This is a genomic window from Pseudomonas sp. R4-15, from assembly GCF_055768815.1.
In genome coordinates, this window is sequence record NZ_CM147293.1 from 2652721 (window position 1) to 2677272 (window position 24552).

At 65.4% G+C, this 24552-nt stretch carries 29 protein-coding genes; 13 read left to right on the plus strand and 16 right to left on the minus strand.

Annotation, left to right across the window (positions count from 1 at the left end):
- Window positions 1-21: 21 nt before the first annotated feature.
- Window positions 22-1608: an ABC-F family ATPase gene (locus tag ACYRGX_RS12650; RefSeq protein ID WP_473052826.1), complete on the minus strand. Its 1587-nt coding sequence runs from the start codon at window positions 1606-1608 to the stop codon at window positions 22-24.
- 347 nt (window positions 1609-1955) lie between these two features.
- Between ACYRGX_RS12650 and ACYRGX_RS12655 the strand changes: the two genes are divergently transcribed.
- Both ACYRGX_RS12655 and ACYRGX_RS12660 read left to right on the plus strand, forming a co-directional pair.
- On the plus strand, window positions 1956-2420 hold the full coding sequence (locus ACYRGX_RS12655) for a response regulator (protein ID WP_473052827.1): 465 nt from the start codon (window positions 1956-1958) through the stop codon (window positions 2418-2420).
- A 48-nt stretch (window positions 2421-2468) separates the two neighbouring features.
- A complete protein-coding gene (locus ACYRGX_RS12660; RefSeq protein WP_473052828.1) occupies window positions 2469-2657 on the plus strand; it encodes a hypothetical protein in 189 nt (62 codons plus the stop codon).
- A gap of 473 nt (window positions 2658-3130) precedes the next feature.
- Here ACYRGX_RS12660 and ACYRGX_RS12665 read toward each other — a convergent pair whose 3' ends face one another.
- Window positions 3131-3997 carry a helix-turn-helix transcriptional regulator gene (locus ACYRGX_RS12665; protein ID WP_473052829.1) on the minus strand — a complete coding sequence of 289 codons (867 nt, stop codon included), beginning with the start codon at window positions 3995-3997 and terminating at the stop codon, window positions 3131-3133.
- Between the two features lie 121 nt (window positions 3998-4118).
- Between ACYRGX_RS12665 and ACYRGX_RS12670 the strand changes: the two genes are divergently transcribed.
- Together ACYRGX_RS12670 and apbC are read left to right on the plus strand one after the other, a co-directional pair.
- Window positions 4119-5717, plus strand: a complete 1599-nt coding sequence (locus ACYRGX_RS12670) for a DNA recombination protein RmuC (protein WP_473052830.1) — start codon at window positions 4119-4121, stop codon at window positions 5715-5717.
- Between the two features lie 71 nt (window positions 5718-5788).
- Window positions 5789-6880, plus strand: a complete 1092-nt coding sequence (gene apbC, locus ACYRGX_RS12675; protein ID WP_473052831.1) for an iron-sulfur cluster carrier protein ApbC — start codon at window positions 5789-5791, stop codon at window positions 6878-6880.
- A gap of 163 nt (window positions 6881-7043) precedes the next feature.
- Here apbC and ACYRGX_RS12680 read toward each other — a convergent pair whose 3' ends face one another.
- On the minus strand, window positions 7044-7937 hold the full coding sequence (locus ACYRGX_RS12680) for a LysR substrate-binding domain-containing protein (protein ID WP_473052832.1): 894 nt from the start codon (window positions 7935-7937) through the stop codon (window positions 7044-7046).
- A 98-nt stretch (window positions 7938-8035) separates the two neighbouring features.
- Between ACYRGX_RS12680 and ACYRGX_RS12685 the strand changes: the two genes are divergently transcribed.
- The 4 genes from ACYRGX_RS12685 to ACYRGX_RS12700 all read left to right on the plus strand — a co-directional run bounded on the left by ACYRGX_RS12685 (window position 8036) and on the right by ACYRGX_RS12700 (window position 11858).
- A complete protein-coding gene (locus ACYRGX_RS12685; protein ID WP_473052833.1) occupies window positions 8036-8779 on the plus strand; it encodes a sulfite exporter TauE/SafE family protein in 744 nt (247 codons plus the stop codon).
- 74 nt (window positions 8780-8853) lie between these two features.
- A complete protein-coding gene (locus ACYRGX_RS12690; protein WP_473052834.1) occupies window positions 8854-9492 on the plus strand; it encodes a UPF0149 family protein in 639 nt (212 codons plus the stop codon).
- A gap of 133 nt (window positions 9493-9625) precedes the next feature.
- A complete protein-coding gene (locus ACYRGX_RS12695; RefSeq protein WP_473056685.1) occupies window positions 9626-10345 on the plus strand; it encodes a dienelactone hydrolase family protein in 720 nt (239 codons plus the stop codon).
- 319 nt (window positions 10346-10664) lie between these two features.
- Entirely contained in the window at window positions 10665-11858 is a 1194-nt protein-coding gene (locus ACYRGX_RS12700) for a sugar transporter (protein WP_473052835.1), read from the plus strand.
- 17 nt (window positions 11859-11875) lie between these two features.
- On the opposite strand, the gene ACYRGX_RS12705 is transcribed toward ACYRGX_RS12700, so the two are convergent.
- The gene (locus tag ACYRGX_RS12705; protein ID WP_473052836.1) at window positions 11876-12301 is read right to left on the minus strand and encodes an NUDIX hydrolase; all 426 of its coding nucleotides are present in this window, start codon (window positions 12299-12301) and stop codon (window positions 11876-11878) included.
- 94 nt (window positions 12302-12395) lie between these two features.
- Between ACYRGX_RS12705 and ACYRGX_RS12710 the strand changes: the two genes are divergently transcribed.
- A complete protein-coding gene (locus ACYRGX_RS12710; protein WP_473052837.1) occupies window positions 12396-12743 on the plus strand; it encodes a hypothetical protein in 348 nt (115 codons plus the stop codon).
- 398 nt (window positions 12744-13141) lie between these two features.
- Here the strand turns inward: ACYRGX_RS12710 and ACYRGX_RS12715 are convergent, their stop codons facing one another.
- On the minus strand, window positions 13142-13726 hold the full coding sequence (locus ACYRGX_RS12715; protein WP_473052838.1) for a hypothetical protein: 585 nt from the start codon (window positions 13724-13726) through the stop codon (window positions 13142-13144).
- A 125-nt stretch (window positions 13727-13851) separates the two neighbouring features.
- Here ACYRGX_RS12715 and ACYRGX_RS12720 point away from each other — a divergent pair, with 125 nt between their 5' ends.
- Window positions 13852-14688 carry a CAP domain-containing protein gene (locus tag ACYRGX_RS12720; protein WP_473052839.1) on the plus strand — a complete coding sequence of 279 codons (837 nt, stop codon included), beginning with the start codon at window positions 13852-13854 and terminating at the stop codon, window positions 14686-14688.
- Between the two features lie 13 nt (window positions 14689-14701).
- Here the strand turns inward: ACYRGX_RS12720 and ACYRGX_RS12725 are convergent, their stop codons facing one another.
- Window positions 14702-15001 carry a PilZ domain-containing protein gene (locus ACYRGX_RS12725; protein ID WP_473052840.1) on the minus strand — a complete coding sequence of 100 codons (300 nt, stop codon included), beginning with the start codon at window positions 14999-15001 and terminating at the stop codon, window positions 14702-14704.
- Between the two features lie 209 nt (window positions 15002-15210).
- On the opposite strand from ACYRGX_RS12725, the gene rssB reads away from it, so the two are divergent.
- A complete protein-coding gene (gene rssB / locus ACYRGX_RS12730) occupies window positions 15211-16395 on the plus strand; it encodes a two-component system response regulator RssB (protein WP_473052841.1) in 1185 nt (394 codons plus the stop codon).
- The gene (rssC, locus tag ACYRGX_RS12735) at window positions 16392-16874 is read left to right on the plus strand and encodes an anti-sigma factor antagonist RssC (RefSeq protein WP_473052842.1); all 483 of its coding nucleotides are present in this window, start codon (window positions 16392-16394) and stop codon (window positions 16872-16874) included. Before rssB ends, rssC begins: the two co-directional genes overlap by 4 nt.
- A gap of 34 nt (window positions 16875-16908) precedes the next feature.
- On the opposite strand, the gene tal is transcribed toward rssC, so the two are convergent.
- Both tal and dusA read right to left on the minus strand, forming a co-directional pair.
- On the minus strand, window positions 16909-17829 hold the full coding sequence (tal, locus tag ACYRGX_RS12740; protein WP_473052843.1) for a transaldolase: 921 nt from the start codon (window positions 17827-17829) through the stop codon (window positions 16909-16911).
- A 112-nt stretch (window positions 17830-17941) separates the two neighbouring features.
- Window positions 17942-18946 carry a tRNA dihydrouridine(20/20a) synthase DusA gene (gene dusA, locus ACYRGX_RS12745; RefSeq protein WP_473052844.1) on the minus strand — a complete coding sequence of 335 codons (1005 nt, stop codon included), beginning with the start codon at window positions 18944-18946 and terminating at the stop codon, window positions 17942-17944.
- A gap of 123 nt (window positions 18947-19069) precedes the next feature.
- On the opposite strand from dusA, the gene ACYRGX_RS12750 reads away from it, so the two are divergent.
- Window positions 19070-20209, plus strand: a complete 1140-nt coding sequence (locus ACYRGX_RS12750) for a tyrosine-type recombinase/integrase (RefSeq protein WP_473052845.1) — start codon at window positions 19070-19072, stop codon at window positions 20207-20209.
- Here the strand turns inward: ACYRGX_RS12750 and ACYRGX_RS12755 are convergent.
- The 8 genes from ACYRGX_RS12755 to ACYRGX_RS12790 all read right to left on the minus strand — a co-directional run bounded on the left by ACYRGX_RS12755 (window position 20206) and on the right by ACYRGX_RS12790 (window position 24500).
- Window positions 20206-20487, minus strand: coding sequence for a pyocin activator PrtN family protein (locus tag ACYRGX_RS12755; RefSeq protein ID WP_473052846.1), 282 nt, complete (start codon window positions 20485-20487; stop codon window positions 20206-20208). The two genes, ACYRGX_RS12750 and ACYRGX_RS12755, sit on opposite strands and share 4 nt — an antisense overlap.
- Complete coding sequence (locus ACYRGX_RS12760; RefSeq protein WP_473052847.1) at window positions 20484-20945, minus strand: hypothetical protein; 462 nt, start codon at window positions 20943-20945, stop codon at window positions 20484-20486. The genes ACYRGX_RS12755 and ACYRGX_RS12760 overlap by 4 nt, the downstream gene beginning before the upstream one ends.
- A complete protein-coding gene (locus ACYRGX_RS12765) occupies window positions 20942-21295 on the minus strand; it encodes a hypothetical protein (RefSeq protein WP_473052848.1) in 354 nt (117 codons plus the stop codon). Before ACYRGX_RS12765 ends, ACYRGX_RS12760 begins: the two co-directional genes overlap by 4 nt.
- Window positions 21292-21510 carry a hypothetical protein gene (locus tag ACYRGX_RS12770; RefSeq protein ID WP_473052849.1) on the minus strand — a complete coding sequence of 73 codons (219 nt, stop codon included), beginning with the start codon at window positions 21508-21510 and terminating at the stop codon, window positions 21292-21294. Before ACYRGX_RS12770 ends, ACYRGX_RS12765 begins: the two co-directional genes overlap by 4 nt.
- A 299-nt stretch (window positions 21511-21809) precedes the next feature.
- Window positions 21810-22973 (minus strand): DUF5131 family protein, encoded by a 1164-nt coding sequence (locus ACYRGX_RS12775; RefSeq protein ID WP_473052850.1) that lies wholly within the window; start codon window positions 22971-22973, stop codon window positions 21810-21812.
- Window positions 22970-23659: an HD domain-containing protein gene (locus tag ACYRGX_RS12780; RefSeq protein WP_473052851.1), complete on the minus strand. Its 690-nt coding sequence runs from the start codon at window positions 23657-23659 to the stop codon at window positions 22970-22972. The genes ACYRGX_RS12775 and ACYRGX_RS12780 overlap by 4 nt, the downstream gene beginning before the upstream one ends.
- Complete coding sequence (locus ACYRGX_RS12785) at window positions 23656-23862, minus strand: hypothetical protein (protein WP_473052852.1); 207 nt, start codon at window positions 23860-23862, stop codon at window positions 23656-23658. Before ACYRGX_RS12785 ends, ACYRGX_RS12780 begins: the two co-directional genes overlap by 4 nt.
- Window positions 23859-24500: a hypothetical protein gene (locus ACYRGX_RS12790; protein ID WP_473052853.1), complete on the minus strand. Its 642-nt coding sequence runs from the start codon at window positions 24498-24500 to the stop codon at window positions 23859-23861. The genes ACYRGX_RS12785 and ACYRGX_RS12790 overlap by 4 nt, the downstream gene beginning before the upstream one ends.
- Between the last annotated feature and the right edge of the window lie 52 nt (window positions 24501-24552).

Consider the following 24552-nt stretch of genomic DNA (forward strand, 5'->3'; position numbering starts at 1 on the left):
GGGGCCGCGGCGAGCGGGTGGTCAGACGATGCCCTGGCTGCGCAGGTAGTCGTCGTAGCTGCCGGAGAAGTCGGCGATGCCGGTTTCCGACAGTTCGATGATGCGGGTGGCCAGGGAACTGACGAATTCCCGGTCGTGGCTGACGAAGATCAGCGTGCCCGGGTAGTTCTCCAGCGCCAGGTTCAGCGCCTCGATGGATTCCATGTCCAGGTGGTTGGTCGGTTCGTCCATCACCAGTACGTTGGGCTTGGCCAGGATCAGCTTGCCGAACAGCATGCGGCCCTGTTCGCCACCGGAAATCACCTTCACCGATTTGCCGATGTCGTCGTTGGAGAACAGCATGCGGCCGAGGGTGCCGCGCACCAGCTGCTCGCCGCCGCCGGTCCACTGGCCCATCCAGTCGAACAGGGTCATGTCCTTCTCGAAGTCTTCGGCGTGGTCCTGGGCGAAGTAGCCGATATCGGCGCTTTCCGCCCACTTTACCTCGCCCTTCATCGCCGGCATGTCGTCGACCAGGGTACGCAGCAGGGTGGTCTTGCCGATGCCGTTGGGGCCGATGATGGCGATGCGCTCGCCGGCTTCGACCTGCAGCGACAGGCCGGAGAACAGCGTCTGGCCGTCGTAGCCCTGGGCCACGTTCTCCAGGGTCAGCGCCTGGCGGTGCAGCTTCTTCTGCTGCTCGAAGCGAATGAACGGGCTGACACGGCTGGACGGCTTGACCTCTTCGAGCTGGATCTTGTCGATCTGCTTGGCGCGGCTGGTGGCCTGCTTGGCTTTCGAGGCGTTGGCCGAGAAGCGGCTGACGAAGGTCTGCAGTTCGGCGATCTGCGCCTTCTTCTTGGCGTTGTCGGACAGCAGGCGCTCGCGCGCCTGGGTCGCCGCGGTCATGTACTCGTCGTAGTTGCCCGGGAACAGGCGCAGCTCGCCGTAGTCCAGGTCGGCCATGTGGGTGCAGACCGAGTTCAGGAAGTGACGGTCGTGGGAAATGATGATCATGGTGGAGTTGCGCGCGGTGAGCACGCTCTCCAGCCAGCGGATGGTGTTGATGTCCAGGTGGTTGGTCGGCTCGTCGAGCAGCAGCACTTCCGGATCGGAGAACAGCGCCTGGGCCAGCAGTACGCGAAGCTTCCAGCCCGGCGCCACGGCACTCATCGGACCGAAGTGCTGATCCAGCGGAATGCCCAGGCCGAGCAGCAGTTCACCCGCGCGGGATTCGGCGGTATAGCCGTCGTACTCGGCGAACTGCACCTCCAGCTCGGCCACCGCCATGCCGTCCTCCTCGCTCATCTCCGGCAGCGAGTAGATGCGGTCACGCTCGGCCTTCACGTCCCACAGTTCGGTGTGGCCCATGATCACCGTGTCGATGACGCTGTTGTCCTCGTAGGCGAACTGGTCCTGGCGCAGCTTGCCGAGGCGCACGTTGGGTTCGAGCATCACCTGCCCGGCCGAGGGCTCCAGCTCGCCACCGAGGATTTTCATGAAGGTGGACTTGCCGCAGCCGTTGGCGCCGATCAGGCCGTAGCGGTTGCCGTTGCCGAACTTGACGGAAACGTTCTCGAACAGCGGCTTGGCGCCGAACTGCATGGTGATGTTGGCGGTGGAGATCAAGGGGCTTTACCAATAAAAAGAGTGGATTGCTTTCGGGTTCGCCGTGATGCCTTAGGGCCAGGTTCGAACGCCGCCGCCAGGAACGGGGGCGGGTTTGTCGCAGATGGAGGCCGGTTGCGGGCCGGACGGGGCACATATTGTTGCATAGGTGCGCGGGGTGATGCATGGCGTCGCTGCGTGACAGGTTCCCCCGCGGGTATCGCCTGGATAGCGTGGCGCGGCAGTCTGCCGAATGGGCTCGTAAGGCGTGTTTTGGTGGATTTCCGACCAATGGCAGCGCGATCACGCAACATCCGCCGAAATTGCCGGTCTCTCTTGCGATGTTGCATTTTATTGGGGCGAATATCGTGAGCAATCCCCGCGAGCTACTCAGTGCAGAAGAGCAGTCCGCCCTGGCCGAGGTGAGCCAGTTGGAGGATGCCGCCTCGTCTTCGGTGTTGCTGGTAGAGGACGACGAGGATTTTCGTGAGTTGCTGGCCGAGATGCTGAGGCTCTCGGGCATCCGTTGCTATACCGCCGATGGTGCAGGCAGTGCCATGACGTTGCTACGCCGCCGGCGCTCGATTGGCATGTTGATTACCGACCTGCGCCTGGACCATGAGGATGGCCTGGAGCTGGTGCGCAGCATCCGCGAATCCGACCGTGCGGCCTTGCCGGTGGTGGTGATGTCTGGGCGCGCGGACGTGACCGATGCCATCGATGCGATGCACCTGAACGTCGTCGATTTCCTGCTCAAACCCTTCGAATTTTCCCGCCTGGAGGCCCTGGTGCGTCGCGAGCTGATGCTCGAGCAGGCGCCGCTGGCCTCGTGAGGCCAGCGCTCCAGGTTGTCATTCCACGTCATCCCGAGGAGGCGTTCCATGCTTGCCGCTACGCATCAAACCGCATCCTTCCTACCCTGGCTGCTGCAGGGCGACCAGTCGCCGCTCAACGATCTGGACGAGGCCGAAGCTGAGGAGGAGGGCCCGGAGCTCACCGAGGAGGCCCTGGAAAACCTGGAGAAGGCGCCCCCGCCACCGGACCCGATTCCCGATCCCGGTCCGCTGTGATCCGTACCTTTTGTTTACGTACGAAAAGTTTACGGATCGACAGTCTGGCGCCTGCTCTCTAGCGTGTCTCGCGAAGCCTTAGCGGAGACACGCACCATGCTCTTTCCCCAATTGCTGCTGGAAAACTTCTACGCCTGCCTGGCCATCGCCGGTGTGCTGGTCTGCCTTGCGCGGCTGGCCTACGGACCGGCTTAGCCTCGTGACGCTAGGGCCTGTTCCCGTTTCATTCACGAGCCGCGTTGTCGCCAGAAATGGCCTGCGATTAGGCGCAGGACGCAGCCAATGGTTATTCCCTTGGCAAGTCCTGCAACGACAGCGCAGGCCATTTCTGGCACAACCCTACGGGCCGGTGCCTGTTTTGGCGCGATACGGCGTTACTCGTCTTGAACTTACCCCGGTAAGCCCTGCGACTCGCGCCTTGTCTCGCGCCAAAACAGGCATCGGCGCGGCCGCGAATGAAACGGGAACAGGCCCTAGTGGTAGAGCCAGGCTGTCAGCTCATCCAGATTCGCGACCACGATCTGCTGCGCGGTGGGCCGGGCTTGCAGGCTGCCGGCGTCGATGCCGTAGCGTTGCAGTACGTATTGCACCAGCGCGCCGCGGGTGGCCACGCGCAGCAGGCCGTCCTGCATACCGTAATCGGTCTCGATGATCGCCCGTTGTGGCGGTTCCAGGCGTGGATCAGCCTGCAGGTGAACCTCGACCTGGGCACTCCAGCCGGGGTCGTCTTCACGATGTTGTTCGGCTGCCGCGAGCAGTTCCGGGATGCCGCGGAAACGGCTGAGGACGAAGTCGCGGTGGTCACGGTTCTTCTCGCAATAGGCGCGTACGTGCCAGCGCATGCCGGTGTAGACCAGGGTGTGCGGAGCGATGACCCGGCGCTCCACTTCGGGGCTGCTCAGCGAAACGTAGTCGGTCTCCAGGCGCCAGCCGTCCCGGCAGGCCGCGAGGATCGGGCGCAGGACCTCGGGACGCACGCTACGGTCCGGGACCTCAAGCACCTCGGTGTGCGCGTAGGCCAGTGCCAGGCCTTCCAGGTGCGGCGATTTCTCGCGGTTCTGGTTCAGCAGGTGCAGGTAGGCGCTGGCACTGCCGTCGATGAAGCGGGGTGCGAAATCGTCCGCCGGTCGGTAGCCTTTGAGGCGTTTGTCGTAGACCAGGTTGTCCGGCGCGTGTTCGGCCAGGTAGGCGTTAATGTCCTTCGAAGCCTGCTGGCGGCTGATGCCGAAGCTCTGCATCAGGTGCGTGGTGGTGAGGCGTCCTTCCCACCAGGCGACGGTCTCGATGAGTCGGTAGCGTTGCGCCAGGTCCCAACGGACCTGCTCGATAGATCGTTTCATGGGGACCTGTGCGGAGTTGGGCCGAAGTCCTGTCGCGATGATGGACATGTCGTCTGAAGTTACATAGGGTGCCGCCGCCGGGCAAGTGCGCGGTCTGCTGTGCCGATCAAGGAAACACGAGATGCAATCGATTGAACTGCTGTGGGCGCTGGGTGGCGCCAGTACGTTGCTGGCGCTGCTGCTTGGCGGGCTTGCGCTGCACCAGCGCGGGCGCTTGCGGCTGCGCGACGAGGAACTGGCGCAGGCGCGCGAGGCGCGCGACGAACTCCTCGAACGGCTACAGCAGCAAGCCCTGGAAGCCAGTGGCCTGCAGGCGTCGGTGCGCGCCGAGCAAGTGCGCGCCGAGCAGCTCGAGCATCAGTTGGATGGCCTGCGTGATGAGCTGGAGCGGCGTCGCCAGGGCGAGCAGGAACAGTACCGCAAGCTCGCCGAGCTTGGGGCTCAGAGCGAGGCGCTGCGCGCCCAGGGCCGCGAGCAGGGCCTGCACCATGAGGAACTGCGCGAGAACTATCGCCAGTTGCAGCAGGAGCACCAGGGCCTGCTGCAGCGCCATGCCGAACTGGATCGCGAGCACGCCACCCTGCGTTCCACCCTGGAGCAGAAGCAGCAGCATTTCACCGAGCAGCAGAAGCTGCTGGTGGAGGCCCGCGAGCAGTTGAAGATGGAGTTCGAGCAGCTCGCCGGGAAGATCTTCGAGGCCAAGGGCCAGGCCTTCGTGCAGACCAGCGCGCAGTCGCTGGACGCGCTGCTCAAGCCGTTCCGCGAGCAGATCGAGGGTTTCCGTGCCAAGGTCGAGGACATCCACCACAAGGACGTGCAGCAGCAGGCCACCCTGGCCCAGCAACTGGTGCAGCTCAACGAGCTGAACCGGCAGATCACCCAGGAGGCCCACGACCTGGCCACCGCCCTCAAGGGCCAGAAGAAGATGCAGGGCAACTGGGGCGAGTTGATCCTGGAGAACGTGCTGGAGCGTTCCGGCCTGCTGCCGGGCCGCGACTTCGTGCGCGAGGCCAGCTTCAATACCGAGGACGGCCGCAAGCGTCCGGATGCGCTGGTCTACCTGCCGCAGAAGAAGCACCTGATCATCGATGCCAAGGTCTCGCTCAACGCCTACACGCGCTTCGTCAACGCCGAGGACGAGGCGGAGCGTGCCATCGCCCTGAACGAGCACGTCGGCGCCATCGCCGCGCGCATCAAGGAGCTGGCGGACCGGCACTACTTCGATCTGCCGGGGCTCAATGCGCCGGAGATGGTGTTCATGTTCATCCCCATCGAATCGGCCTTCGTCGAGGCGCTCAAGGCCGACGAGACGCTGTTCCAGAAGGCCATCGAGCGCAACGTGCTGGTGGCCACGCCGACCACGCTGCTGACCAGCCTGAACATCGTCCGCCAGCTATGGCGCTTCGAGGAGCAGAACAAGCACACCGCCGAGCTGGCCGACCGCGCCGGCAAGGTCTACGACAAGCTGCGCACCTTCCTCGCCAGCATGGACGGCATCGAGACCAACCTGGATCGCGCCAAGGACGCCTTCAACAAGGCGCGCGATCAATTGGTCAACGGTCGCGGCAACCTGGTCAAGCAGGTCAAGGAATTCCGCGACCTGGGCGTCTCCGTGCGCAGCGAGCTGCCGGAGGCCTGGAGCGAGCGCGCCGAACTGGAACTGGAACTGGAGCGTATCGAGGACGCACCTCAGGTGCTGGAGGCGCCGCCGCAGTCCTGAGAACTTGCCCTGCGGCGCAGGGCCTGCGGTAGCATAGCCGCCTCATGTGAAATCCCTGCCTGGAGTGCCCGATGCCCGTTACCCGTGAAGCGGTGGAAGCCGCCCTACGCCAGCTCACCGATCCGCATCTGGAGCAAGATCCGGTTTCTGCCGGTTGCGTGCGCGAGATCCGCATCCAGGACGACTCGGTGCAGGTGCGCGTCCAGCTCGGCTACGCCGCTGGGCTGTTCAAGGGGGGCTGGGCGCAGACCCTGGAAATGGCCATCGGCAACCTCGATGGCGTGGTGCGCGCCGAGGTGCAGGTGGATTGCGTGATCGAGGCACACGCCGCGCAACCGCAGATGGAAGCGCTGGCCAACGTGAAGAACGTGATCGCCGTGGCGTCTGGCAAGGGTGGCGTCGGCAAGTCCACCACCGCCGCCAACCTGGCGCTGGCACTGGCCCGCGAAGGTGCCCGGGTGGGTATGCTCGATGCGGACATCTACGGACCCAGCCAGGGCATCATGTTTGGCCTGCCGGAGGGCACGCGACCGCAGATCAAGGACCAGAAATGGTTCATCCCGCTGCAGGCGCATGGCGTGCAGATCATGTCCATGGCGTTTCTCACCGATGAGCGGACGCCGGTGGTCTGGCGCGGGCCGATGGTCTCCGGTGCCCTGCAGCAGTTGCTGACGCAGACGGCCTGGGACAACCTCGACTATCTGGTGATCGACATGCCGCCGGGTACCGGCGACATCCAGCTGACCCTGGCGCAGAAGGTGCCGGTGGCCGGCAGCGTGATCGTCACCACGCCCCAGGACCTGGCCCTGCTCGACGCCAAGAAGGGCGTGGAGATGTTCCGCAAGGTGAACATCCCGGTGCTGGGCGTGGTGGAGAACATGGCGGTGCACATCTGCTCCAACTGTGGTCATGTCGAGCACCTGTTCGGCGAGGGCGGTGGCGAGAAGCTCGCCGAGCAGTACGGCGTCGAGCTGCTGGCTTCGATGCCTCTGTCGCTGGCCATCCGTGAGCAGGCCGACAGCGGCCGGCCGACGGTGGTGGCCGACCCCGACAGCCAGTTGGCGATGATCTACCAGAGCCTGGCGCGCAAGGTCGGCGCGCGGATTGCCGCGGACGCCGGCAGCGCCACACCGATGCCGAACATCTCCATCAGCGACGACTAACGATGTCTGCTGCGGGAAAGACTGTTGCAGGATTGGCTATTTAAGGCGGTTGGTGCGGGCGTGATAATTCGCCCACCTCGATACGCTCCTTTTTGAGGCTTTGACTGGCGCACCTTATGGGTGCGCCTTTTTTGTGGGTGCCTGTTGCGCGCCACGCGATTGTCTAAGGGGCGGCCTGCGCCAGCAGGTGCGCGACCATGTGCTCTACCGGGCGCGAGGGCGTTTCGCCGGCGCGCAGGCAGAGCAGCAGGTTGCGTGTGGCCCAGGGATCGTCCAGCTCCAGGCGGTGAATCGCGTTGCGTCGGGCGCAGCGGATCGCGGCACTGCGCGGCAGTACGGCGATGCCGACGCCTTCGCCGACCATTCGGCAGATGGCCTCGAAGCCGTGCAGGCGCACTCGATATTCCAGATGCCGGCCCAGGCGACGGGCATGCTGATCGACGTATTCCGAGAGCGCGCTACCCTCCACCAGGCCGATGAAGCCTTCGTCGGCGACCTCCGCCAGGCTGACGCTACGGTGTCCGGCCAGCCGGTGATCGTGGGGCACGACCAGTGACAGGCGGTCCCGGCGGAACGCATGGGCCTGCAGCCCGGTCAGCTCCACGGCATCGGAAAGCACACCGATGTCGCAAAGTCCGGCGCGCAGGCCATCGGCGATCTCGTAGCTGAGTTTCTCTTCGATGGCCACGCTGATCAGCGGGTTCTCGCGCAGGAAGCGTCCGAGCAGCGCCGGCAGGTGTTCGCTGAGCGCGGCGGTGTTGCAATGCAGGCGTACCTGAGCACGCAGGCCGCTACCGTACTGGCCCAGCTCGCCACGCAAGCGTTGCATGTGTCGTAGCACGTTGTGCGCGTTGCGCAGTAGCGCCTGGCCGGCATCGGTGGCGCTCACACCGCGACGATGGCGTAGCAGCAGAGGCACGCCGAGCAACTGTTCCATGCCACGGATACGCTCGCTGGCCGAGGCCAGGGTCATGTGCGCGCGTTCGGCGCCGCCGCTGATGCTGCCCGCATCGTGGATGTGCACGAAGAGTTGCAAGTCTGTCAGATCGAAGCGCATCTGGTTATGGTCACGCCTGAGGCTGGCTGCAGGATTTCCCGATTCTGCGGCGTAGCCGGAGAGACCACAATCCCCGTACGAGCAGCAGGGGGCGTGGGATGGACGGGCAGGTGTTGACGGCGATGGTCGGGGTCTTCGTTCTCGGTGGCTTGGTCAAGGGCGTGGTTGGCTTTGGCCAGCCGGTGGTGGTGATGGCGTTGCTGTCTTTGCTGATGTCCCCGGCCCAGGCCGCGGCTGCCTTGATAGCGCCGTCGCTGGCCAGCAACCTTTGGCAGACGCGTCCCTGGCCGGAGCTGCCGCGCCTGTCCCGTCGACTTGCGCCCTTGCTGCTGGGCTTGTGCCTGGGCGCGCTGGTCGGTGCGCTGGCATGGGGCGCACCCACCGGGCACTGGGCCAGTGCGAGCCTGGGCGCGGCGTTGCTGGCGTACGCAGGCTGGGGGCTGTTCGGTCACGTTCGGCCATTGAGCGCGCGTAACGAGCGTCGCCTGGGGCCGCTCGCCGGGGTGCTTTCCGGCTTGGCCACTGCGGCCACGGGAGTCTTCGTGATGCCCGGCGTGCCGTTCCTGCAGGCGCTTGGCCTGTCCCGCGACGAGCTCATCCAGGCGATGGGCTTGTCATTCATGGTGGCGACTCTGGCGCTCGCCGCCTGCCTCTGGCTCAACCAGAGCTTGGGCCTGTCAGTCGCCGGGCTTTCGCTGGGGATGATCCTGCCCTCGTTGCTGGGCATGTCGCTGGGCCGTTGGCTGCGTGGGCGGCTGTCGCAGGTGATGTTCCGTCGTTGCTTTTTTATGGCACTGGCACTGCTCGGCGGGCGCTTGCTGGCCAGCGGCCTGGGAGGCTGACCGGAGAGAGTGATTGGATGGGCCGGCATTCGCGGTGATAATCGCGGCTTTATCGCCCCTTGCGGAAGTGCACCATGGAATCGAGTGACCTCATCTATTTGGACGACCAGCTGCACAAGTACGGCAACGACGATGCCGTGCTCAGCGTCAGTGAGCTGGATGGTTTCCTGACTGCACTCGTTTCCTGCGAACGGGAGATTCCCGTGGAGCAGTGGCTGCAGGCGATCTGGGCTGGCCAGGTGCCGACCTGGTCGGCGGTGCAGGGCGAGCGGTTCAGTCGCAAGGTGCTGTCCCTGCTCGAAGACATCGAGTGGAACCTGTCCCAGGAGGGCGGTGAGTTCGAGGCGCTGTTCGCCGAGGATGAGGTGGATGGCCAGCTCTATACCGTGGTCGAGGACTGGTGCCATGGCTACATGCGTGGCGCTGAGCTGTGCGGCTGGTTGGATCTGGAGTTGCCTGAGGAAGTGATGGAAGCGCTGTCGCTGATCGCCGTGCATACCAGTGAGGAAGGCGTCGCCGAACTGGAGAAGCTCGGCGACGAGGAATTCGAACAGTACGTGGACGCCATCGAGCCCGCCGCCCAGGGCCTGTATATGCATTTCCGCAGTCAGCGTCCGGCCGCGCAGCCGCTACGTAAGGGGCCGCAGGTGGGGCGCAATGATCCCTGCCCGTGTGGCAGCGGCAAGAAATTCAAGCAGTGCTGTCTGCACTGAGCCCGCGTTGCTGAGCGTTCGCCGCCATCGCTGCTAGGCTCAAGGGTCTCTATTGAAAGGGAGCGAAAGCATGAAGCGGATGGCGATTGGCTGTGCATTGTTGCTGGTGGGCGCGACGGCTGCCGAGGCTGGAATGCGCAGCGAGGCGGTGAGCTATGTCATCGATGGCCAGCCCTTCGAGGGCCGCATGGTCTACGACGATGCGGTGACCACACTGCGTCCGGGTCTGTTGATGGTGCCCAACTGGCTGGGGGTGACCGAGCAGGCGGTTGAAAAAGCCAGCGAGGTTGCCGGCCAGCGTTACGTGGTGTTCGTCGCCGACATGTACGGACGCGACATTCGCCCGAGCAACGCCCAGGAGGCCGGTGCCGCGGCCGGCGCGGTGCGTGGCGACCGCCCCTTGATGCGCAAACGCGCCCAGGCGGCGGTGCAGGTCCTGCGTCAGCGCGGCGAGACCCTGGGCCTGGACCAGGCGCGGATCGCGGCCATCGGGTTCTGTTTCGGCGGCGGCTCGGTGCTCGAGTTGGCTCGCTCCGGCGCACCATTGGCGGCGTTCGTCTCCTTCCACGGCAACCTCGACACGCCCAACCCGGCGGACGCCCGCAACATCAAGGCGCCGGTGTTGGTGCTGCACGGCGCCGACGACCCTTCGGTGCCGCCGGCCCAGGTCGATGCGTTCGTCGAGGAAATGAAAGGCGCTGGCGGGCTGGACTGGCAACTGGTCAGCTATGGCGGGGCGGTGCATTCCTTCACCGATCCCTATGCCAAGGTGCCCGGGCGCAACGAGTACAATCCGGTGGTCTCGCGGCGCGCTTTTCAGGCGATGGACGACCTCCTGGCAGAGGTTTTCTAGCCCCCTGTGCCGCCCTAGGAGGGCGCCGCCCAACCGTCCGTCCAGAGGGGCGGCGAACGGTCGCTCAGGGCCGTTGTAGAGGCCTGCGCGGCGGCGTAGAATCCGCCGCGTTCAGGCCGTACCTCCCTGTCCGTTACGCACCCGCAGGCCCCCGTCGCTGCCGTGCTTTACGTCCGTGAAGCCACCTCGACGACCGCGTTGGTCGCACCGGTTGGGGTTCTCCCCCGAACACACCCAAGCCCCGTATTTTTCCGCAGCGAGCCTCGGCTTTCGCTGGCGGTATTGCGTTCGTTCACCACTGTTACAGATTCAGGCACACATGACTTCTCCATCGGACGCCCAGGCCAGCGGTTCCTGGCTCGGCGTGATCGCGCTGGCGCTTGCCGCGTTCATCTTCAATACCACCGAGTTCGTGCCGGTGGCGCTGCTTTCCGATATCGGCGCCGGCTTTTCCCTGGCTCCCCCCCAGGTGGGGCTGATGCTTACCGTCTATGCCTGGGTCGTGGCGCTGATGTCGCTGCCAATGATGCTGCTGACCCGGCACATGGAGCGCCGCCGTCTACTGGCGCTGACCTTCGCCGGCTTCATTGGCAGTCACGTGCTCTGCGGCATGGCCTGGAGCTTCCCGGCGCTGCTCGCCGGGCGTATCGGGATTGCGCTGTCGCACGCGATATTCTGGTCGATCACCGCTTCGCTGGCGGTACGCATCGCGCCGGCGGGGCGCCAGGCGCAAGCGCTCGGGTTGCTGGCCACGGGTACCTCGCTGGCGATGGTGCTGGGTATCCCGCTGGGGCGTGTATTGGGCGAGTTCCTTGGTTGGCGCATCACCTTCCTCAGCATCGGCGGCGTCGCGCTGTTGACGCTGGTGGTGCTGGTGCGCGTGCTGCCGGCGCTGCCGAGTCTGAATGCCGGTTCGCTGGCCAGCCTGCCGGTGTTGCTGCGGCGGCCGGCGTTGATGTCGCTGTACCTGTTGACCGTGCTGGTGATCACCGCGCAGTTCACTGCCTACAGCTATGTCGAGCCCTTCGCGCGTGAAGTGGCGCACCTGTCCTCGCAGATGACCACGGTGCTGCTGTTGCTCTTCGGCGGCGCCGGCCTGCTCGGCTCGCTGCTGTTCTCGCGTTATGGCCAGCGCTATCCGCGTGCCTTCCTGCTGGTGGCGATCGCTACCCTGGCCGCCTGCCTGGTGCTGCTGCTGCCGCTGGCGCAGCACGCGCCGTTACTGGGCTCGTTGAGCGTGGTCTGGGGCATGGCCATCATGTGCTTCGGGCTGGCGGCCCAGGCACGGGTGCTCAATCTGGCGCCGGACGCTACGGATGTCGCCATGTCGATGTTTTCCGGCCTCTATAACGTCGGTATCGGCGCCGGCGCGCTGCTCGGTGGGCTGACCAGTACGCACCTGGGGCTGAGCGCGATCAGCCCTATGGCAGGCCTGCTGGCCCTGGGCGGGTTCATGTTCTGTGGTTTCGCTACCTACCGCTATGCCCGGCCGTTGCACTCCGGTGTGATCTAGGAGCGGATGCTGCTGCGTTAGAGCCGACCCTGGTGGGTCTGCCAGTGCGCCAAGGTCTGGCGTAGCGCCGGCAGGACCTGCTCGCGTAGCAGCGGTGCGAGATCCTCGGGCAGCGGGTCCTGCGCTGCCAGCCACTGCAGGGCCTCCAGTTCGGCGGCTGGTGCTACGGGTTGGCGCAACTGGCCGAGGAATATCCGGGCTTCGACTTCGCAGCCTTCTTCATTGGCGGCCATGGCGCGGAAGGTCCCCAGGTATTCCAGCGACGCGTCGGGGAGTTCCAGCGAAAGCTCCTCCCGCAGCTCCCGGCGCAGCGCGCAGGGCGCCGTCTCGCCTGGCTCGGGTTTGCCGCCGGGCAACATCAGCGCTGTGGTGCCGCGCTTGCGTACCAGCAGCAGGCGTTGCTGCTCATCGAGCAGGCAGGCGGCGCAAACGGCGATCAGCATTTTCGGGCTCCAGGATATTCGGGCGCGCAGTATGCCTACGAAGAGCGGGCCGGCATAATCCCGGCCAAGCAATCACTCAGGGAATACCCGCCCCATGTCCAAAGCCAGCAAGATTCTCATCATGTCCAGCCGTACCTTCGGCCTCCTGGCGCTCCTCAGCGGTGGCGCCTTCATCGCCGGCATGGGGGTGCCGTTGCACGCCCATATGGGGCTGGGTGCCTTGCTGGTGCTATCGGTGTGGGGGCTCGCGGCTCTGGCCGCGAAGCGGCAGCCGCCACTGGCCATCCTCTCAGCGCTGGTGGCTCTGCTGATACCGGTGCTGGGCATGCTGCAACTGATGGGGCCACTTTTCGGTAGCTTGCTGTTGACCCAGGTGTTGCACGTGCTCGTCGCAGTGGTCGCGATGGGCGTTGCCGAGGCGATGGCCAAGCGCCTGGCCTAGGGTCTGTTCCCGTTTCATTCACGGCCGCGCCGGTACCTGTTTTGCCGCAATACGGTGTTGCTCCTCTTACCTTTACCCCGGTAAAGGTTGCGACTCGCGCCTTGTCTTGCGGCAAAACAGGTACCGGCCCTGCGGGTGGGGCCGCCGAGGCTGTGCCAGAAATGGCCTGCGCCGTCGTTGCAGGCTTTGCCAAGGGAATAACCATTGGCTTCAGCCTGCGCCTAGTCGCAGGCCATTTCTGGCGGCAACGCGGTTGGCGAATGAAACGGGAACAGACCTAGGTCTGTGCCGTCTCGTCCGTGAGCGGCGGATGGCCGCCGCGCTTTCTCCTCAGCAATGGCCTGCGATCAGGTGCGGCCTCCGGCACTCCAATGCGCTAACAGCGGCAAGCCCCGGGCCTAACGGGTAACGATGCGTACCCGTCCCGGTTGGCTGCCGTAAAGGTTGCCTGCCCGGGCATTGGCCGTGCGCCCGGGGATCGCGCCCTCACCAAGGGCGAGGTCTTCTCCGCGCAGATCCCCGGCATCGGCTAGGCCGGCGCTGCTGGACGTCGCCTGGGGGTAACCGGTGGTCAGCGCTTCGGTGCTGGCGGTCAGTGGCTGGCTCCCCCAACGCGCTGCGCGTTCGTCGATGTCCACCGCGCCGTTGCGCTCCAGGCAGTCGACCACTGTGCCGATTGCGGATTCCTCGTCGAGGCTGACGCTGACCACGGTGGAGCCGCGGTGAATCGCCTCCGGGTAAGGTCCGCTGTCGCGGGCGTGGTCGTCACCCAGCAGGCCGTGGAAGAAGTCACTGATGCGCTCTCCCAGGGGCTTGTCGGCGCGGCTCTGGACCTCGACTTCGCCACTGGCTTCGACCAGTTGTGGATTGCTTGCCATGGACAGCTGGATGCGCTCGGCTGAAAGCCCGAGGGACTGCAACTCCTTGCGCACCTGTAGTGCCTGGTCGTAGTCGTCGAAGGCAGCGATGAGAATCTGTGGCATGGTGTGTTCTCCCTTTGGTCGTGACACGGCATCTATGGATATTGGGTGTCGTACACGGGGCGAAGGTTCAGCCTTGGCGATGGCCGTGCTCTTCACGGCCCCCCGCATTCCTGGAGGTCTCCTGCATGCGTTTTGTAACGCCTCTTGTCCTGGCGCTGCTGGGCGGATCGGCCCACGCCGCTACCGATGAGGCGCAGTTGATCGCGCAGATCAACGCCTATCGGGCCCAGGCGCCCGTTTGCGAAGGGAAAGTGCTGGATGCGCCGGGCCCGCTGGCGAACGACTTGCGCCTTGCGGAACCCACGACCACCGACATCGGGCAGTTGCAGCAGGCGCTGGGGGAGAGCGGCTACACGGCGGCGCGTCTGCAGTTGCTGCGTTTGTCCGGCCCGCAAAGCGTCGAGCAAGCGATGGCGGCGCTCAGCCAGCGCTTCTGCAAGCAACTGCTGGCGCCGCAGTTCGTCGATATCGGGGTCGCGCGTAGCGCAGGCAACTGGCGGGTGGTTCTGGCCAGACCCTTGTTGTCGTCCGGGCTGGGCGACTGGCAGGAAGAGGGGCAGCGTCTATTGGCGGCGGTCAACCGGGCCCGCGGACAGGCGCGTCGTTGCGGTGAGCGGGAGCTGCCGGAGGCGGCTCCCTTGACCTGGAATGCGGAGTTGGCGGAGGCCGCTCTGGCGCATAGCCGGGACATGGCCAATGGAAACTTCTTCTCGCATCGTGGCAGCGACGGCGGGCAGGTGGACGAGCGGGCGTTGCGCGCCGGTTACGGTTGGAGTCGTTTGGGTGAGAACATCGCGGCGGGGCAAGACACGGCACAGGCAGTGGTGGACGGCTGGCTGGCCAGTCCGGAGCATTGCCGGAACCTGATGAGTGCGGGGTTCAGCGAAAGCGCGGCGGCCTATGCGGTCGACCCCGGCAGTGATGCCGGCATCTACTGGACCCAGGTGTACGCGGCGCCCTGATGCGCCACGTGGATCAATTCATCGACAGGACGGAGAGGCCGTAGCTGTTGCGGCCGTCATCGAGGGTGCCGACGCGCACCACTTCGGCTTCGACGTCGAGGCCCGGTAGCGAGGCGTGTTCCGAGGGAATCTGCACGCGGACCTTCTCGCCGGCTTGCAGCAAATGGTTCGTCTCGATTTGTAGGCCCGTGCTGGATAGATCGCGGCACATCACGTCGATCTGCTGGCCGTGATGCAGGAGCATGGCGGGCGTCTCCATGCGCATGCGGATGAAGTCGCGTTTTTCGCTGTAATCGTAGTCGTTGATGCTCATGATCAGCCGTTTTCCCTTGGCGCGCGTTCGCCTCTTATAACCGTCGCCCGGTGGGCTGTAAAGCCGAGTCACCGCCGAGGGGGGAGTGGCTTGAATCGGCTTGCGGATGGGAGTACCGTCTGCGCCGTGAATCGAACCCGTAGATGCTCGGCCGCCGTGGGCCGTGTGAGTGACTCCATCGAGCCTGGCGCCGTTTGCCTGGATACCCCATGCACAATCCCAGTGCCAAGCTGCTGATCATCGACGATGACGAGACGGTACGCGCCAGTCTTGCGGCGTACCTCGAAGACAGCGGCTTCGACATCCTGCAGGCTGCCGGTGGCAGCGAAGGCCTGACGCTGTTCGAACACGAACGGCCGGACCTAGTGATCTGCGACCTGCGTATGCCGCAAATCGACGGACTGGAATTGATCCGGCGTCTGCATGCGATCGTCTCCGACGTGCCCGTCATCGTGGTTTCCGGCGCTGGCGTTATGACCGATGTCGTGGAGGCCCTGCGCCTGGGCGCTGCGGACTACCTGATCAAGCCCCTCGAAGACCTGGCCGTGCTCGAGCACTCGGTGCGTCGTGCCTTGGAGCGTGCTCGCCTGCAACTGGAAAACCAGCGCTATCGTGAGCGCCTGGAGTCCACCAACCGCGAGTTGCAGGCCAGCCTTCATCTGCTGCAGGAAGACCAGAACGCCGGGCGCCAAGTCCAGCTGAACATGCTGCCGGTGTCGCCGTGGAGCACCGAGCGCCTGGATTTCGGCCATTGCATCATCCCCTCGTTGTACCTGTCCGGGGATTTCGTCGACTACTTTCGGGTCGACGAGCATCGCGTGGCCTTCTATCTGGCTGACGTGTCGGGCCACGGCGCTTCCTCGGCGTTCATCACCGTGCTGCTCAAGTTCATGACCACGCGGTTGCTCTACGAGTCGAAGCGGCATGGCGCGTTGCCGGCCTTCCGGCCGTCGGACGTACTGCTGTACATCAACCGCGGGCTGCTCAACTGCAAGCTGGGCAAGCACGTGACCATGCTCGGCGGAGTGATCGACGAGCGTGACAACAGCCTGACCTACGCCATCGGCGGGCATCTGCCGTTGCCGGTGCTGTTCAGCGAAGGCCAGGCCCGCTATCTCGAAGGGCGCGGCCTGCCCGTGGGCCTGTTCGAAGAGGCGACTTACGAAGATCGGCAGATGGTGCTGCCCGAGTCGTTCAGCCTGACGTTGCTATCCGATGGCATCCTGGACCTTTTGCCAGGCGATACGCTCAAAGAGAAAGAGGCCGCGCTACCGGGACTGGTGGTCGAGGCCGGCGGCAGTCTCGAGAGACTGCGCCAAGCGTTTGGATTGGATGAGCTGGGCGATATGCCGGACGACATCGCCCTGCTGGTGTTGAGCAGGAACCTTGCATGAGTACAGGTAGTATCCAGTTCGCGGAACAGGATGGCACCTTCGTTCTGAAGTTCATCGGCGAGGTGCGTCTCACGCTCTGCTCGGCGCTAGATGCGACCATCGAGCAGATTTTCACCGCGCTGAATTTCTCTTCGATCGTCATCGACCTGACCGAGACGCGCAGCATCGACAGCACCACCTTGGGGCTGCTCGCCAAGCTGTCCATTCTCTCGCGGCAGAAAGTCGGCCTGCTGCCGACCCTGGTGACCGTGCACCCGGACATCACGCGCCTGCTCAGTTCGATGGGCTTCGATCAGGTGTTCAACATCATCGGCGAGCCGGTGCCGACCTGTGCGGTGCTCAACGACCTGCCGTCCCAGGATCAGTCAGAAGAAGTGGTCAAGTCCAAGGTGCTGGAGGCCCATCGCATCCTGATGAGTCTCAACGAGAGCAACCGCGCGGCCTTCCACGATCTGGTCAGCGCGCTGGAGTGCTCCTGAAACGGGCCGCCATCGGCGGCCCGTACGTACGAGCTTACCCGAGCAGTGCTTCGAGCTTGAGCTGATCCCGGGCGAACAGGCGAATGCCCTCGGCCAGTTTCTCGGTGGCCATCGCATCCTCGTTGTGCAACCAGCGGAAGCGCGCCTCGTCGATCTCCAGGCGGGCCTCGTCACCCCCGGCTTCGGGGCTCAGTCGGCGCGGCAGTTCGCCGTTTTCCGCAGCCAGTTTCTCCAGCAGTTCGGGGCTGATGGTCAGGCGATCGCAGCCGGCCAAGGCCTCGATCTGCTCGAGGTTACGGAAGCTTGCGCCCATCACCACCGTGTCGTAGCCATTGGCCTTGTAGTAACGGTAGATGCGCGCGACCGATTGCACGCCCGGATCTTCGACGCCGTTGTAGTCGCGGCCTTCGGCCTTCTTGTACCAGTCGTAGATGCGACCGACGAAGGGCGAGATGAGGAACACCCCGGCATCGGCGCAAGCCGCCGCCTGGGCGAACGAGAAGAGCAGCGTCAGGTTGGTCTGGATGCCGGCTTTTTCCAGTTGCTCGGCGGCGCGGATGCCTTCCCAGGTGGCGGCAATCTTGATCAGCACACGCTCACGGCTCACGCCGGCGGCTTCGTAGAGGCCGATCAGGCGATGGGCACGCTCCAGGGTTGCCTGGGTATCGAACGACAGGCGGGCATCCACCTCGGTGGAGATGCGTCCGGGGATCGCCTTGAGGATCTGCTGGCCCACGCCCACCGCGAAGTGATCGCAGGCCAGGCCGATGTCGCCGTCACCCGCGCGCAGCGAGGCTTGCAGCAATTCGGCATAACCGGGCAGGGCAGCGGCCTTGAGCAGCAGCGACGGATTGGTGGTGGCGTCCACCGGCTTGAGGCGGACGATGGCGTCCAGGTCGCCGGTATCGGCCACGACGGTGGTGTACGCCTTGAGTTGTTCCAGCTTGGAGGTCATGGAGAGCGCCTTGTTGGGAGCGATGGGTGGACCTTACCCGAGCACCGGGTGAGGCTCAAATCTGGGGTTTGATCGATGCTGGGGGGCTATGTTCCCGGGAGCATCGACGGACTCAGTGACCGTCGAGCAGTTGCGCCGCCTGCTCCAGCAGGCCCAGCGGATCTTCGCTGCGGTGGATGTCCACCGAGAGCAACTGGCGAAAACGACGTGCGCCCGGAAAGCCCTGGCCCAGGCCGAGCATGTGCCGGGTCACGTGGTGCATGGCGCCGCCCTCGGCCAGGTGCGCCTCGATGTGACCGCGCATGGCGCGCAAGGCATCGGCGCGACTGGGGCGCGGACTCTCGTCGTCGAACAGCGCGCGGTCCACCTCTGCCATCAGGAAGGGGTTCTGGTAGGCCTCGCGGCCGAGCATCACGCCATGGAAGACCTGCAAGTGCTCACGACACTCCGCCAGACTGCGGATGCCACCGTTGAGAATGAACTCCAGGCCCGGGAAATCGTGGACCAGTTGCGCCGCCACGTCGTAGCGCAGCGGCGGCACTTCGCGATTCTGCTTGGGCGAAAGCCCGGAAAGAATGGCGATGCGCGCATGCACGGTGAAACTCTGGCAGCCAGCCGCTGACACCGTGCCGACGAAATCGCGCAGGGCCTCGTAGCTGTCCCGGTCGTCGATGCCGATACGGTGCTTGACCGTCACCGGAATGGATACCGCATCACGCATCGCTTTCACGCAGTCGGCGACCAACGCCGGGTGCGCCATCAGGCAGGCGCCGATCATGTTGTTCTGCACCCGGTCGCTGGGGCAGCCGACGTTCAGATTGACCTCGTCATAACCCCACTGCTCGGCCAGTCGCGCGCACGCTGCCAGCGCCTGAGGATCGCTGCCGCCCAATTGCAGCGCAAGTGGATGCTCTACCTCCTCGTAGCGCAGGAAGCGCGCCGTATCGCCATGCAACAGCGCGCCGGTGGTCACCATCTCGGTATACAGCAGAGCATGCCGCGAGAGCACACGGTGAAACGCGCGGCAGTGACGATCCGTCCAATCCATCATCGGCGCAACGGAGAAGCGGCGGGACAGGGCAGGCCGCGTGGTAGAGGGGTTTGAGGCTTGTAGCATGGGGCTCTCGGTGCTGCGTATTCTCAACGTGTTTTCGCGGGTTTCCGGGCATTTTTAAAAGCTCGGTGGTACGCTGTACCACTCGAAACCGGGCTTGTACCACCGCGAAAAGGACGTACCACTTTGGCCACGATCAGAGGGCGCACGCGTGCCGACGGCACCATCAGCTACACCGCTCAGATCCGCATCAAAAAAGATGGGGTGCAAGTCTACACGGAGAGCCAGACCTTCGCCCGGAAGAAGACGGCAGAGGCCTGGGCCCGGCGCCGTGAAACCGAGCTGAGCGAGCCCGGTGCGATCGAGCGCGCAAGCCGCAAGGGCGAGCTGCTCAAAGACATCATTGATCGCTACCTGGAGGAGTACGAGCGCGTGCGTCCCCTCGGCAAAACCAAGCGCGCGACGTTGCGAGCGATCGCAGCGACCTGGTTGGGCGAGGTGGTCGACCGGGATATCACCAGCCAGCAGTTGGTGGAGTACGCCACGTGGCGGATGAGCGAGGCGGGCGGCAAGGTCCAGGCGCAGACCGTGGGCAACGACTTGGCGCACCTGGGCGCGGTGCTGTCGGTGGCCAGGCCGGCGTGGGGCTTCGAGATCGATCCGCACGCGATCGCCGATGCGCGCAAGGTGCTACGCAAGCTCGGCATGGTGTCGCGTAGCAAGGAGCGCAGTAGGAGGCCGACGCTCGATGAGCTGGATCGGCTGCTGCAGCACTTCACTGACATGCAGGCGCGCCGGCCGGACTCGATCAACATGCCCAAGGTGGTCGGCTTTGCGCTGTTCTCGACGCGCCGGCAGGAAGAGATTACGCGCATTCGCTGGGACGACCTCGACGAGCGTCGGCAGTCGGTGCTGGTCCGCGACATGAAGAACCCCGGCCAGAAGATCGGCAACGACGTCTGGTGCGACCTGCCGGACGAAGCGTGGGCCATCCTGCAGAGCATGCCGCGCGGTACCGAGCAGATATTCCCCTACAACTCCGACTCGATCTCGGCGTCCTGGACAAGGGCCTGCAAGCTACTCGAGATCCGCGACCTGCACTTTCATGACCTGCGCCACGACGGCGTCAGTCGGCTGTTCGAGATGGACTGGGACATTCCTCGGGTGGCTGGGGTGTCCGGCCACCGGGACTGGAACTCGCTGCGGCGCTATACGCACCTGCGCGGCCGGGGTGACCGCTACACGGGCTGGGCTTGGCTGGAGAGGATCATCAACGCGCCGGTCGATCTCGGCGCGCGGGTCAAGGGGGCAGGCGCCCCCGGTTAACTGGCCTTGCGCATATGGCGCCCGTGCAGCTTGTCGTTCTCGATGCGCGCCTGTTGGTGTTGGCGGTCCAGGTACGCCGCGAGGTCGGTCAGGTGGACGCCCTTGGCTGCCTTCTGGCTGGGCTCGATCCGTACCATCGGCAGATCGATGTCACCGGCCACGAGCTTGCGCAGGAACATCTCCGGCGTGAGGTGGGTGAAATAGTCATGGCACACGCGACTGAGCGGAATGATCGCCTGGCCGTTGTATTGGGCCATGAGTAGGAACAGGGTATTCATGCCGCCACCTCGCCCGTCAATCCGAAGTCGAACGCCTGCTGTTCGTGCCCGTTCAAGGCTCCCCGCGGCATTGTGGGCACTCGTTCTTCCGGCGTTTCTCGCGGTGGCGCTCCATTTACCGCGATGTACGCCGCGCTGGCGTCCAGGTTGAAGGCGTGCATCGAGTCGGCGACCCAGCGCCCCCGGCGATAGACTTGGATCAGATAGCCCTCGTCATCAGGCCGACAGAACGTTCCGCCGTCCCTGGTGATATGCGTGGCGCCTGCTGGGGCTGGGCCCGTATATACAGGGGTGGGTTGCCGGCGCTCTCGTTCTTCGGTGGCGCAGGCAATGGCGTCATTCGTGCGGGAGTGCTTGTGTGTGCAGTGCCAGAGGATCTTGAAGCTCGGATCGCGCAGGCAGCCCTGCCAGACGCTAGGAGCTAGCTGCTCGGTCGATACGATCAGGGTCTTGGTCATGCTGCCACCTGCTGGGCCTGGGGCAGCCGATAGCCGAACTGGAACCCCTTGTAGTCTTTGTCCCCGGGCTTGCTGCTCCCGTAGTAGAGGTGGGTATCCTCGATGAGGCCTTCTTCGACCAATCGGAACTCGAGGCGGGCGAGATCCTGGGGATACATGCGGCAGGCGCGGCTGATGGCGCGCGACTCCACCCACTCGTCCCCGGCCTGCTCGCACAGCTCGAGGATGATGCGCTTTGCCTCGGCACCGTCGAACGGGCGATAGATCGTGTCCCGGGGGTAGATGCGCATCGGCACGAATCCGCCCACCGGGTCCCAGCCATCGCTGAACATATCGATCTGGCTGCTCATGCTGACACCTCCGACCCTGGGCCCAGGGCGAGCAGCGCAGCCTCGGCGGCGATCTGGACGGCTTGGGTGCGGGTTGGTGCGCCCGGCAGGGGCTGGAGCGGCTGCTGGACACGCTCGGCGACTTCGGCCAGGAACAGGGCGAGGGCGCGATCGCGCGGGGCCAGGCTGGTGGTGAGGGCGCGCAGGCGCGCGCGGGCTTCCCAATCGGCATTCATGGTGATGGTCCTGGGGGTCTTATACCCCTTGGCAAGCTGCGCGTGCGGGCGAATTGCATAGCGCAGCGGGGGCGCAACTGGGGGTGCGGGGCGCACGCCTGTGGGTGGGGTATACGCACCTGCGGGGGCGGGCAGAGCGGAGCGAAATAGGCCTGCTGCTGCGCAGCAGAGGCTCTCTATATCGCCACCGTTCAGCGTGGTGAGGCGCCCGCCGCGCAGCGATGTACGGCGGCGCAGTGGTGCCCGGCCGCCGGCGCGCAGCAGCGCGCCCGGTGCCCTGGTGGTCAGGGTGGCGAGGCTCATGGCGTGGCCTCGGTGACGGGATAGCCGTCGTGCTGCACACCGTCGAGCAGGCGCCCGGCGGAGCGCTTGCCGATGCGATAAAGATCCGGTTCATCGTCGACATGCCCGCCAGTGTGGGCCAGGTTCTCGTCGGCGAAACGCCACGCCCCGTCGAGCGCTAGGGACGCTGTGCAAACCGTGCCGGCGCTGCGTTGCACGTTGACGCCTGGCGTCCACTCCCCCCACTGCTTGAACAGGAACGGCACGCCAGCCGCTTGGCACTGATCGCGTACCGATCGCGCCCAGTCCGGATGCATGGGGCGGGCCGCTGGCCCGGACTCACCGCCTACGACGACCCAGTCAATCCGGCGCATTGGCGTGGATGGGGTGCCAAACTCGGGGTCGGTACTTAATGCCGGAATGCTTCCCCGGCGGCAACGGGTGCAATTACCCTTCGGCCAGCGGGCTAGAATTCCGGTCCCTCCGCAAACATCGCAGTGGAAGTCAACGCGGGGGAGCACGACCGGCCCCAGCAGCGGCTCCATCGACAGCCAACGAACGGCAGCGGGCGCCTCGAGCAGCAGCGGGATGCGATCGTCAGCGGTTTGCTGATCCTCGACGCTGACGCCCAGCCAGACGTTTTGTAGCGGCCAGCGCGGGCCGCAGTTGTCGTAGCCGCCGCGTCCGCCACGGCAGGGCGTCCACTCCAGTTCATTAGGCCAGTGCTCCTGAATGCGGTCGCCCGGAAAGCAGCTCTCCCACTCGTCCACCCAGCGGAGGAACTCCAGCATCCGGGCTGGCCGTTTGGTGAGGATCTGGTAGGTGTGGCGCGTGGTCACCGACATGACGGCGAACACGGCCGCGATGAACTCGAACGGCACGTCGGGATGGAATAGGTCCGACATGCTGTTGACGAAGATCCGCCGCGGCTTGGTCCAGCGGTAGGGTTGCCCCAGCAGGCTGGGGACGAGGCGGACGCGCCCGCTCCATTGCCCGCCCTTCGCGAGCAGCCCGTCATAGGCGCCGTGACCCTCTGGCACGTCGCGACCACGGTCCATGGCGATAATCCGCGCCGCCTGCGTTTCCGCGTAGCAGTGCCGGCACCCGTCCGAGACACGCGAGCAACCCCGGATCGGGTTCCAGGTGGCGTCCGTCCATTCGATTCCGGTGCGATCGCTCATGCCGCAACCCTCCGCCGGTGACTGGTCGCCAGTTCCTCGAGCAGCGCTTGGTGGTAGTGCTGCGCCGCTTCTTCGCGGGTCCAGGGCACGCAACGCTCGGCGATGGGTGCGACGTCCGCGAGGCAGGGCCAGGGCTCGGGCGAGTCCGTCATCACGTCGCGGCGCTCGGTGGCGAGGGCGATCATGTCGGCCTGATGGACGCTGTCCGGCATTTCCGGCTCCAGGTCGAAGCGCTGGCAGATCACGCCCCAGACGTAGGCCTCGAGTTGGCGATAGGGCGCGGTGGTCGTGCCCAGCTCGATGCCGTGGGGTTTCTGTCGGCGCCACCGGCGGTTTTCGAGGGCCTGGCGGAACAGCTCCGGTGACACGCGCAGCGACTCGGCAACGATAAGGACGGCGTCGAGCATGGCGCGGTGGTAGTCATCCAGCAGCAGCTTCACCGGCTGCACCAGGTCGCCTAGCAGGTACTCCGGGGCGTCGTGCAGCAGGGCGTGCAGGCGGTCCTCCGGCGGCACGAGCTGGGCGACGAGCAGGGAGTGCTGGGCGACCGAGTAATGGCGCTTGCTGTGCCCGTTGAAACGGCAGATCCCGGCCAGGCCGTAGGCCAGATCCTGGGTGGTGATGTCGCTGGGCTGCAGCGCGGTGAGGTCGACCGTGCGGCCGGTGGCGGTGAGTTCGAGGCTCATGCGGTTGCTCCCGTGCGGCCGGTGGCCATTTGCAGTTCGGCGTCGATGTCGTACACCTGCTGCATGAGGTTGGAGAGGGTGGTTTCCACGCGCAGGCGCGCGTCGACGTCCATGTTCGGGATGGCGGCGCGGAGCTTTTCGCAGTTGCTGATGTGCTGCCGGCGCTTGGCGTGGAGTTCGTGGGTGGTGAGGAAGCCGCTCATGCCGCAACACTCCCGCGCTCGGCCTGGTGGTTGCGCACGATGTCGCGGAGGGCGTCACGCAGGTGGTTGAATTCGGCGGTGGGCCAGTTGCCCTGGAATTCGATGGCAGCGCACATGGCGCCGGTTTGTTCGCACGTGGCTTCCTGGTTCAGCCACTCGATCAGGTCGGTGTCGCTGAGCGTGTCGCCGGCACCCTTCAAATGCTGCTCGACACGCTCAGTGATCACGCGCAGTTGGGTGGCCGCCGTCTGGTAGGGATCGCTCTTGCTGCTGCCGCGCTTGGCGAACTCGGCGCTGGCCCGGCCGAGGGTTTTGGCGATCGCGAGCAGGGCAATGAGGTCACGTTGGTTGAGGGCGCAGGCCTGCAGCTTGCCGAGCGCCTCTTCGTCGGCTGCCAGCTCGCGGCGGGTCATGAGTAGCAGTGACTCAGCGGTGCGGCGGGCGATTCCCGATTGGGTCAGCGCCTCGCGGACGTGGCCGAGCGTTTCCGCTGTGTGGCGCGCGCTGGATTCGAGGATGCTGACTTTCGCGTGCAGGCCGTTGATCTGGTGTCGAGCGTGCAGCGTGGCGGCGAGGTAGCCGAGGCCTGCCAGCGCGAGGGCGGCGAGGATGAGGTAGAGCGGCATGAGGGGTTGCATGGTGGTGTGCTCCTGGGGTGGTGGTCCGCTGGTGGTGGCAGCGGGTGTTGAG

What these genes read in the sequence shown, in the direction of transcription:
- ACYRGX_RS12660 (WP_473052828.1), top strand. Translation starts at nt 2,469, where the DNA reads ATGCTTGCCGCTACGCATCAAACCGCATCCTTCCTACCCTGGCTGCTG.
- ACYRGX_RS12665 (WP_473052829.1), bottom strand. Translation starts at nt 3,997, where the DNA reads ATGAAACGATCTATCGAGCAGGTCCGTTGGGACCTGGCGCAACGCTAC.
- ACYRGX_RS12670 (WP_473052830.1), top strand. Translation starts at nt 4,119, where the DNA reads ATGCAATCGATTGAACTGCTGTGGGCGCTGGGTGGCGCCAGTACGTTG.
- apbC (WP_473052831.1), top strand. Translation starts at nt 5,789, where the DNA reads ATGCCCGTTACCCGTGAAGCGGTGGAAGCCGCCCTACGCCAGCTCACC.
- ACYRGX_RS12680 (WP_473052832.1), bottom strand. Translation starts at nt 7,937, where the DNA reads ATGCGCTTCGATCTGACAGACTTGCAACTCTTCGTGCACATCCACGAT.
- ACYRGX_RS12685 (WP_473052833.1), top strand. Translation starts at nt 8,036, where the DNA reads ATGGACGGGCAGGTGTTGACGGCGATGGTCGGGGTCTTCGTTCTCGGT.
- ACYRGX_RS12690 (WP_473052834.1), top strand. Translation starts at nt 8,854, where the DNA reads ATGGAATCGAGTGACCTCATCTATTTGGACGACCAGCTGCACAAGTAC.
- ACYRGX_RS12695 (WP_473056685.1), top strand. Translation starts at nt 9,626, where the DNA reads ATGCGCAGCGAGGCGGTGAGCTATGTCATCGATGGCCAGCCCTTCGAG.
- ACYRGX_RS12700 (WP_473052835.1), top strand. Translation starts at nt 10,665, where the DNA reads ATGACTTCTCCATCGGACGCCCAGGCCAGCGGTTCCTGGCTCGGCGTG.
- ACYRGX_RS12705 (WP_473052836.1), bottom strand. Translation starts at nt 12,301, where the DNA reads ATGCTGATCGCCGTTTGCGCCGCCTGCCTGCTCGATGAGCAGCAACGC.
- ACYRGX_RS12710 (WP_473052837.1), top strand. Translation starts at nt 12,396, where the DNA reads ATGTCCAAAGCCAGCAAGATTCTCATCATGTCCAGCCGTACCTTCGGC.
- ACYRGX_RS12715 (WP_473052838.1), bottom strand. Translation starts at nt 13,726, where the DNA reads ATGCCACAGATTCTCATCGCTGCCTTCGACGACTACGACCAGGCACTA.
- ACYRGX_RS12720 (WP_473052839.1), top strand. Translation starts at nt 13,852, where the DNA reads ATGCGTTTTGTAACGCCTCTTGTCCTGGCGCTGCTGGGCGGATCGGCC.
- ACYRGX_RS12725 (WP_473052840.1), bottom strand. Translation starts at nt 15,001, where the DNA reads ATGAGCATCAACGACTACGATTACAGCGAAAAACGCGACTTCATCCGC.
- rssB (WP_473052841.1), top strand. Translation starts at nt 15,211, where the DNA reads ATGCACAATCCCAGTGCCAAGCTGCTGATCATCGACGATGACGAGACG.
- rssC (WP_473052842.1), top strand. Translation starts at nt 16,392, where the DNA reads ATGAGTACAGGTAGTATCCAGTTCGCGGAACAGGATGGCACCTTCGTT.
- tal (WP_473052843.1), bottom strand. Translation starts at nt 17,829, where the DNA reads ATGACCTCCAAGCTGGAACAACTCAAGGCGTACACCACCGTCGTGGCC.
- dusA (WP_473052844.1), bottom strand. Translation starts at nt 18,946, where the DNA reads ATGCTACAAGCCTCAAACCCCTCTACCACGCGGCCTGCCCTGTCCCGC.
- ACYRGX_RS12755 (WP_473052846.1), bottom strand. Translation starts at nt 20,487, where the DNA reads ATGAATACCCTGTTCCTACTCATGGCCCAATACAACGGCCAGGCGATC.
- ACYRGX_RS12760 (WP_473052847.1), bottom strand. Translation starts at nt 20,945, where the DNA reads ATGACCAAGACCCTGATCGTATCGACCGAGCAGCTAGCTCCTAGCGTC.
- ACYRGX_RS12765 (WP_473052848.1), bottom strand. Translation starts at nt 21,295, where the DNA reads ATGAGCAGCCAGATCGATATGTTCAGCGATGGCTGGGACCCGGTGGGC.
- ACYRGX_RS12770 (WP_473052849.1), bottom strand. Translation starts at nt 21,510, where the DNA reads ATGAATGCCGATTGGGAAGCCCGCGCGCGCCTGCGCGCCCTCACCACC.
- ACYRGX_RS12775 (WP_473052850.1), bottom strand. Translation starts at nt 22,973, where the DNA reads ATGAGCGATCGCACCGGAATCGAATGGACGGACGCCACCTGGAACCCG.
- ACYRGX_RS12780 (WP_473052851.1), bottom strand. Translation starts at nt 23,659, where the DNA reads ATGAGCCTCGAACTCACCGCCACCGGCCGCACGGTCGACCTCACCGCG.
- ACYRGX_RS12785 (WP_473052852.1), bottom strand. Translation starts at nt 23,862, where the DNA reads ATGAGCGGCTTCCTCACCACCCACGAACTCCACGCCAAGCGCCGGCAG.
- ACYRGX_RS12790 (WP_473052853.1), bottom strand. Translation starts at nt 24,500, where the DNA reads ATGCAACCCCTCATGCCGCTCTACCTCATCCTCGCCGCCCTCGCGCTG.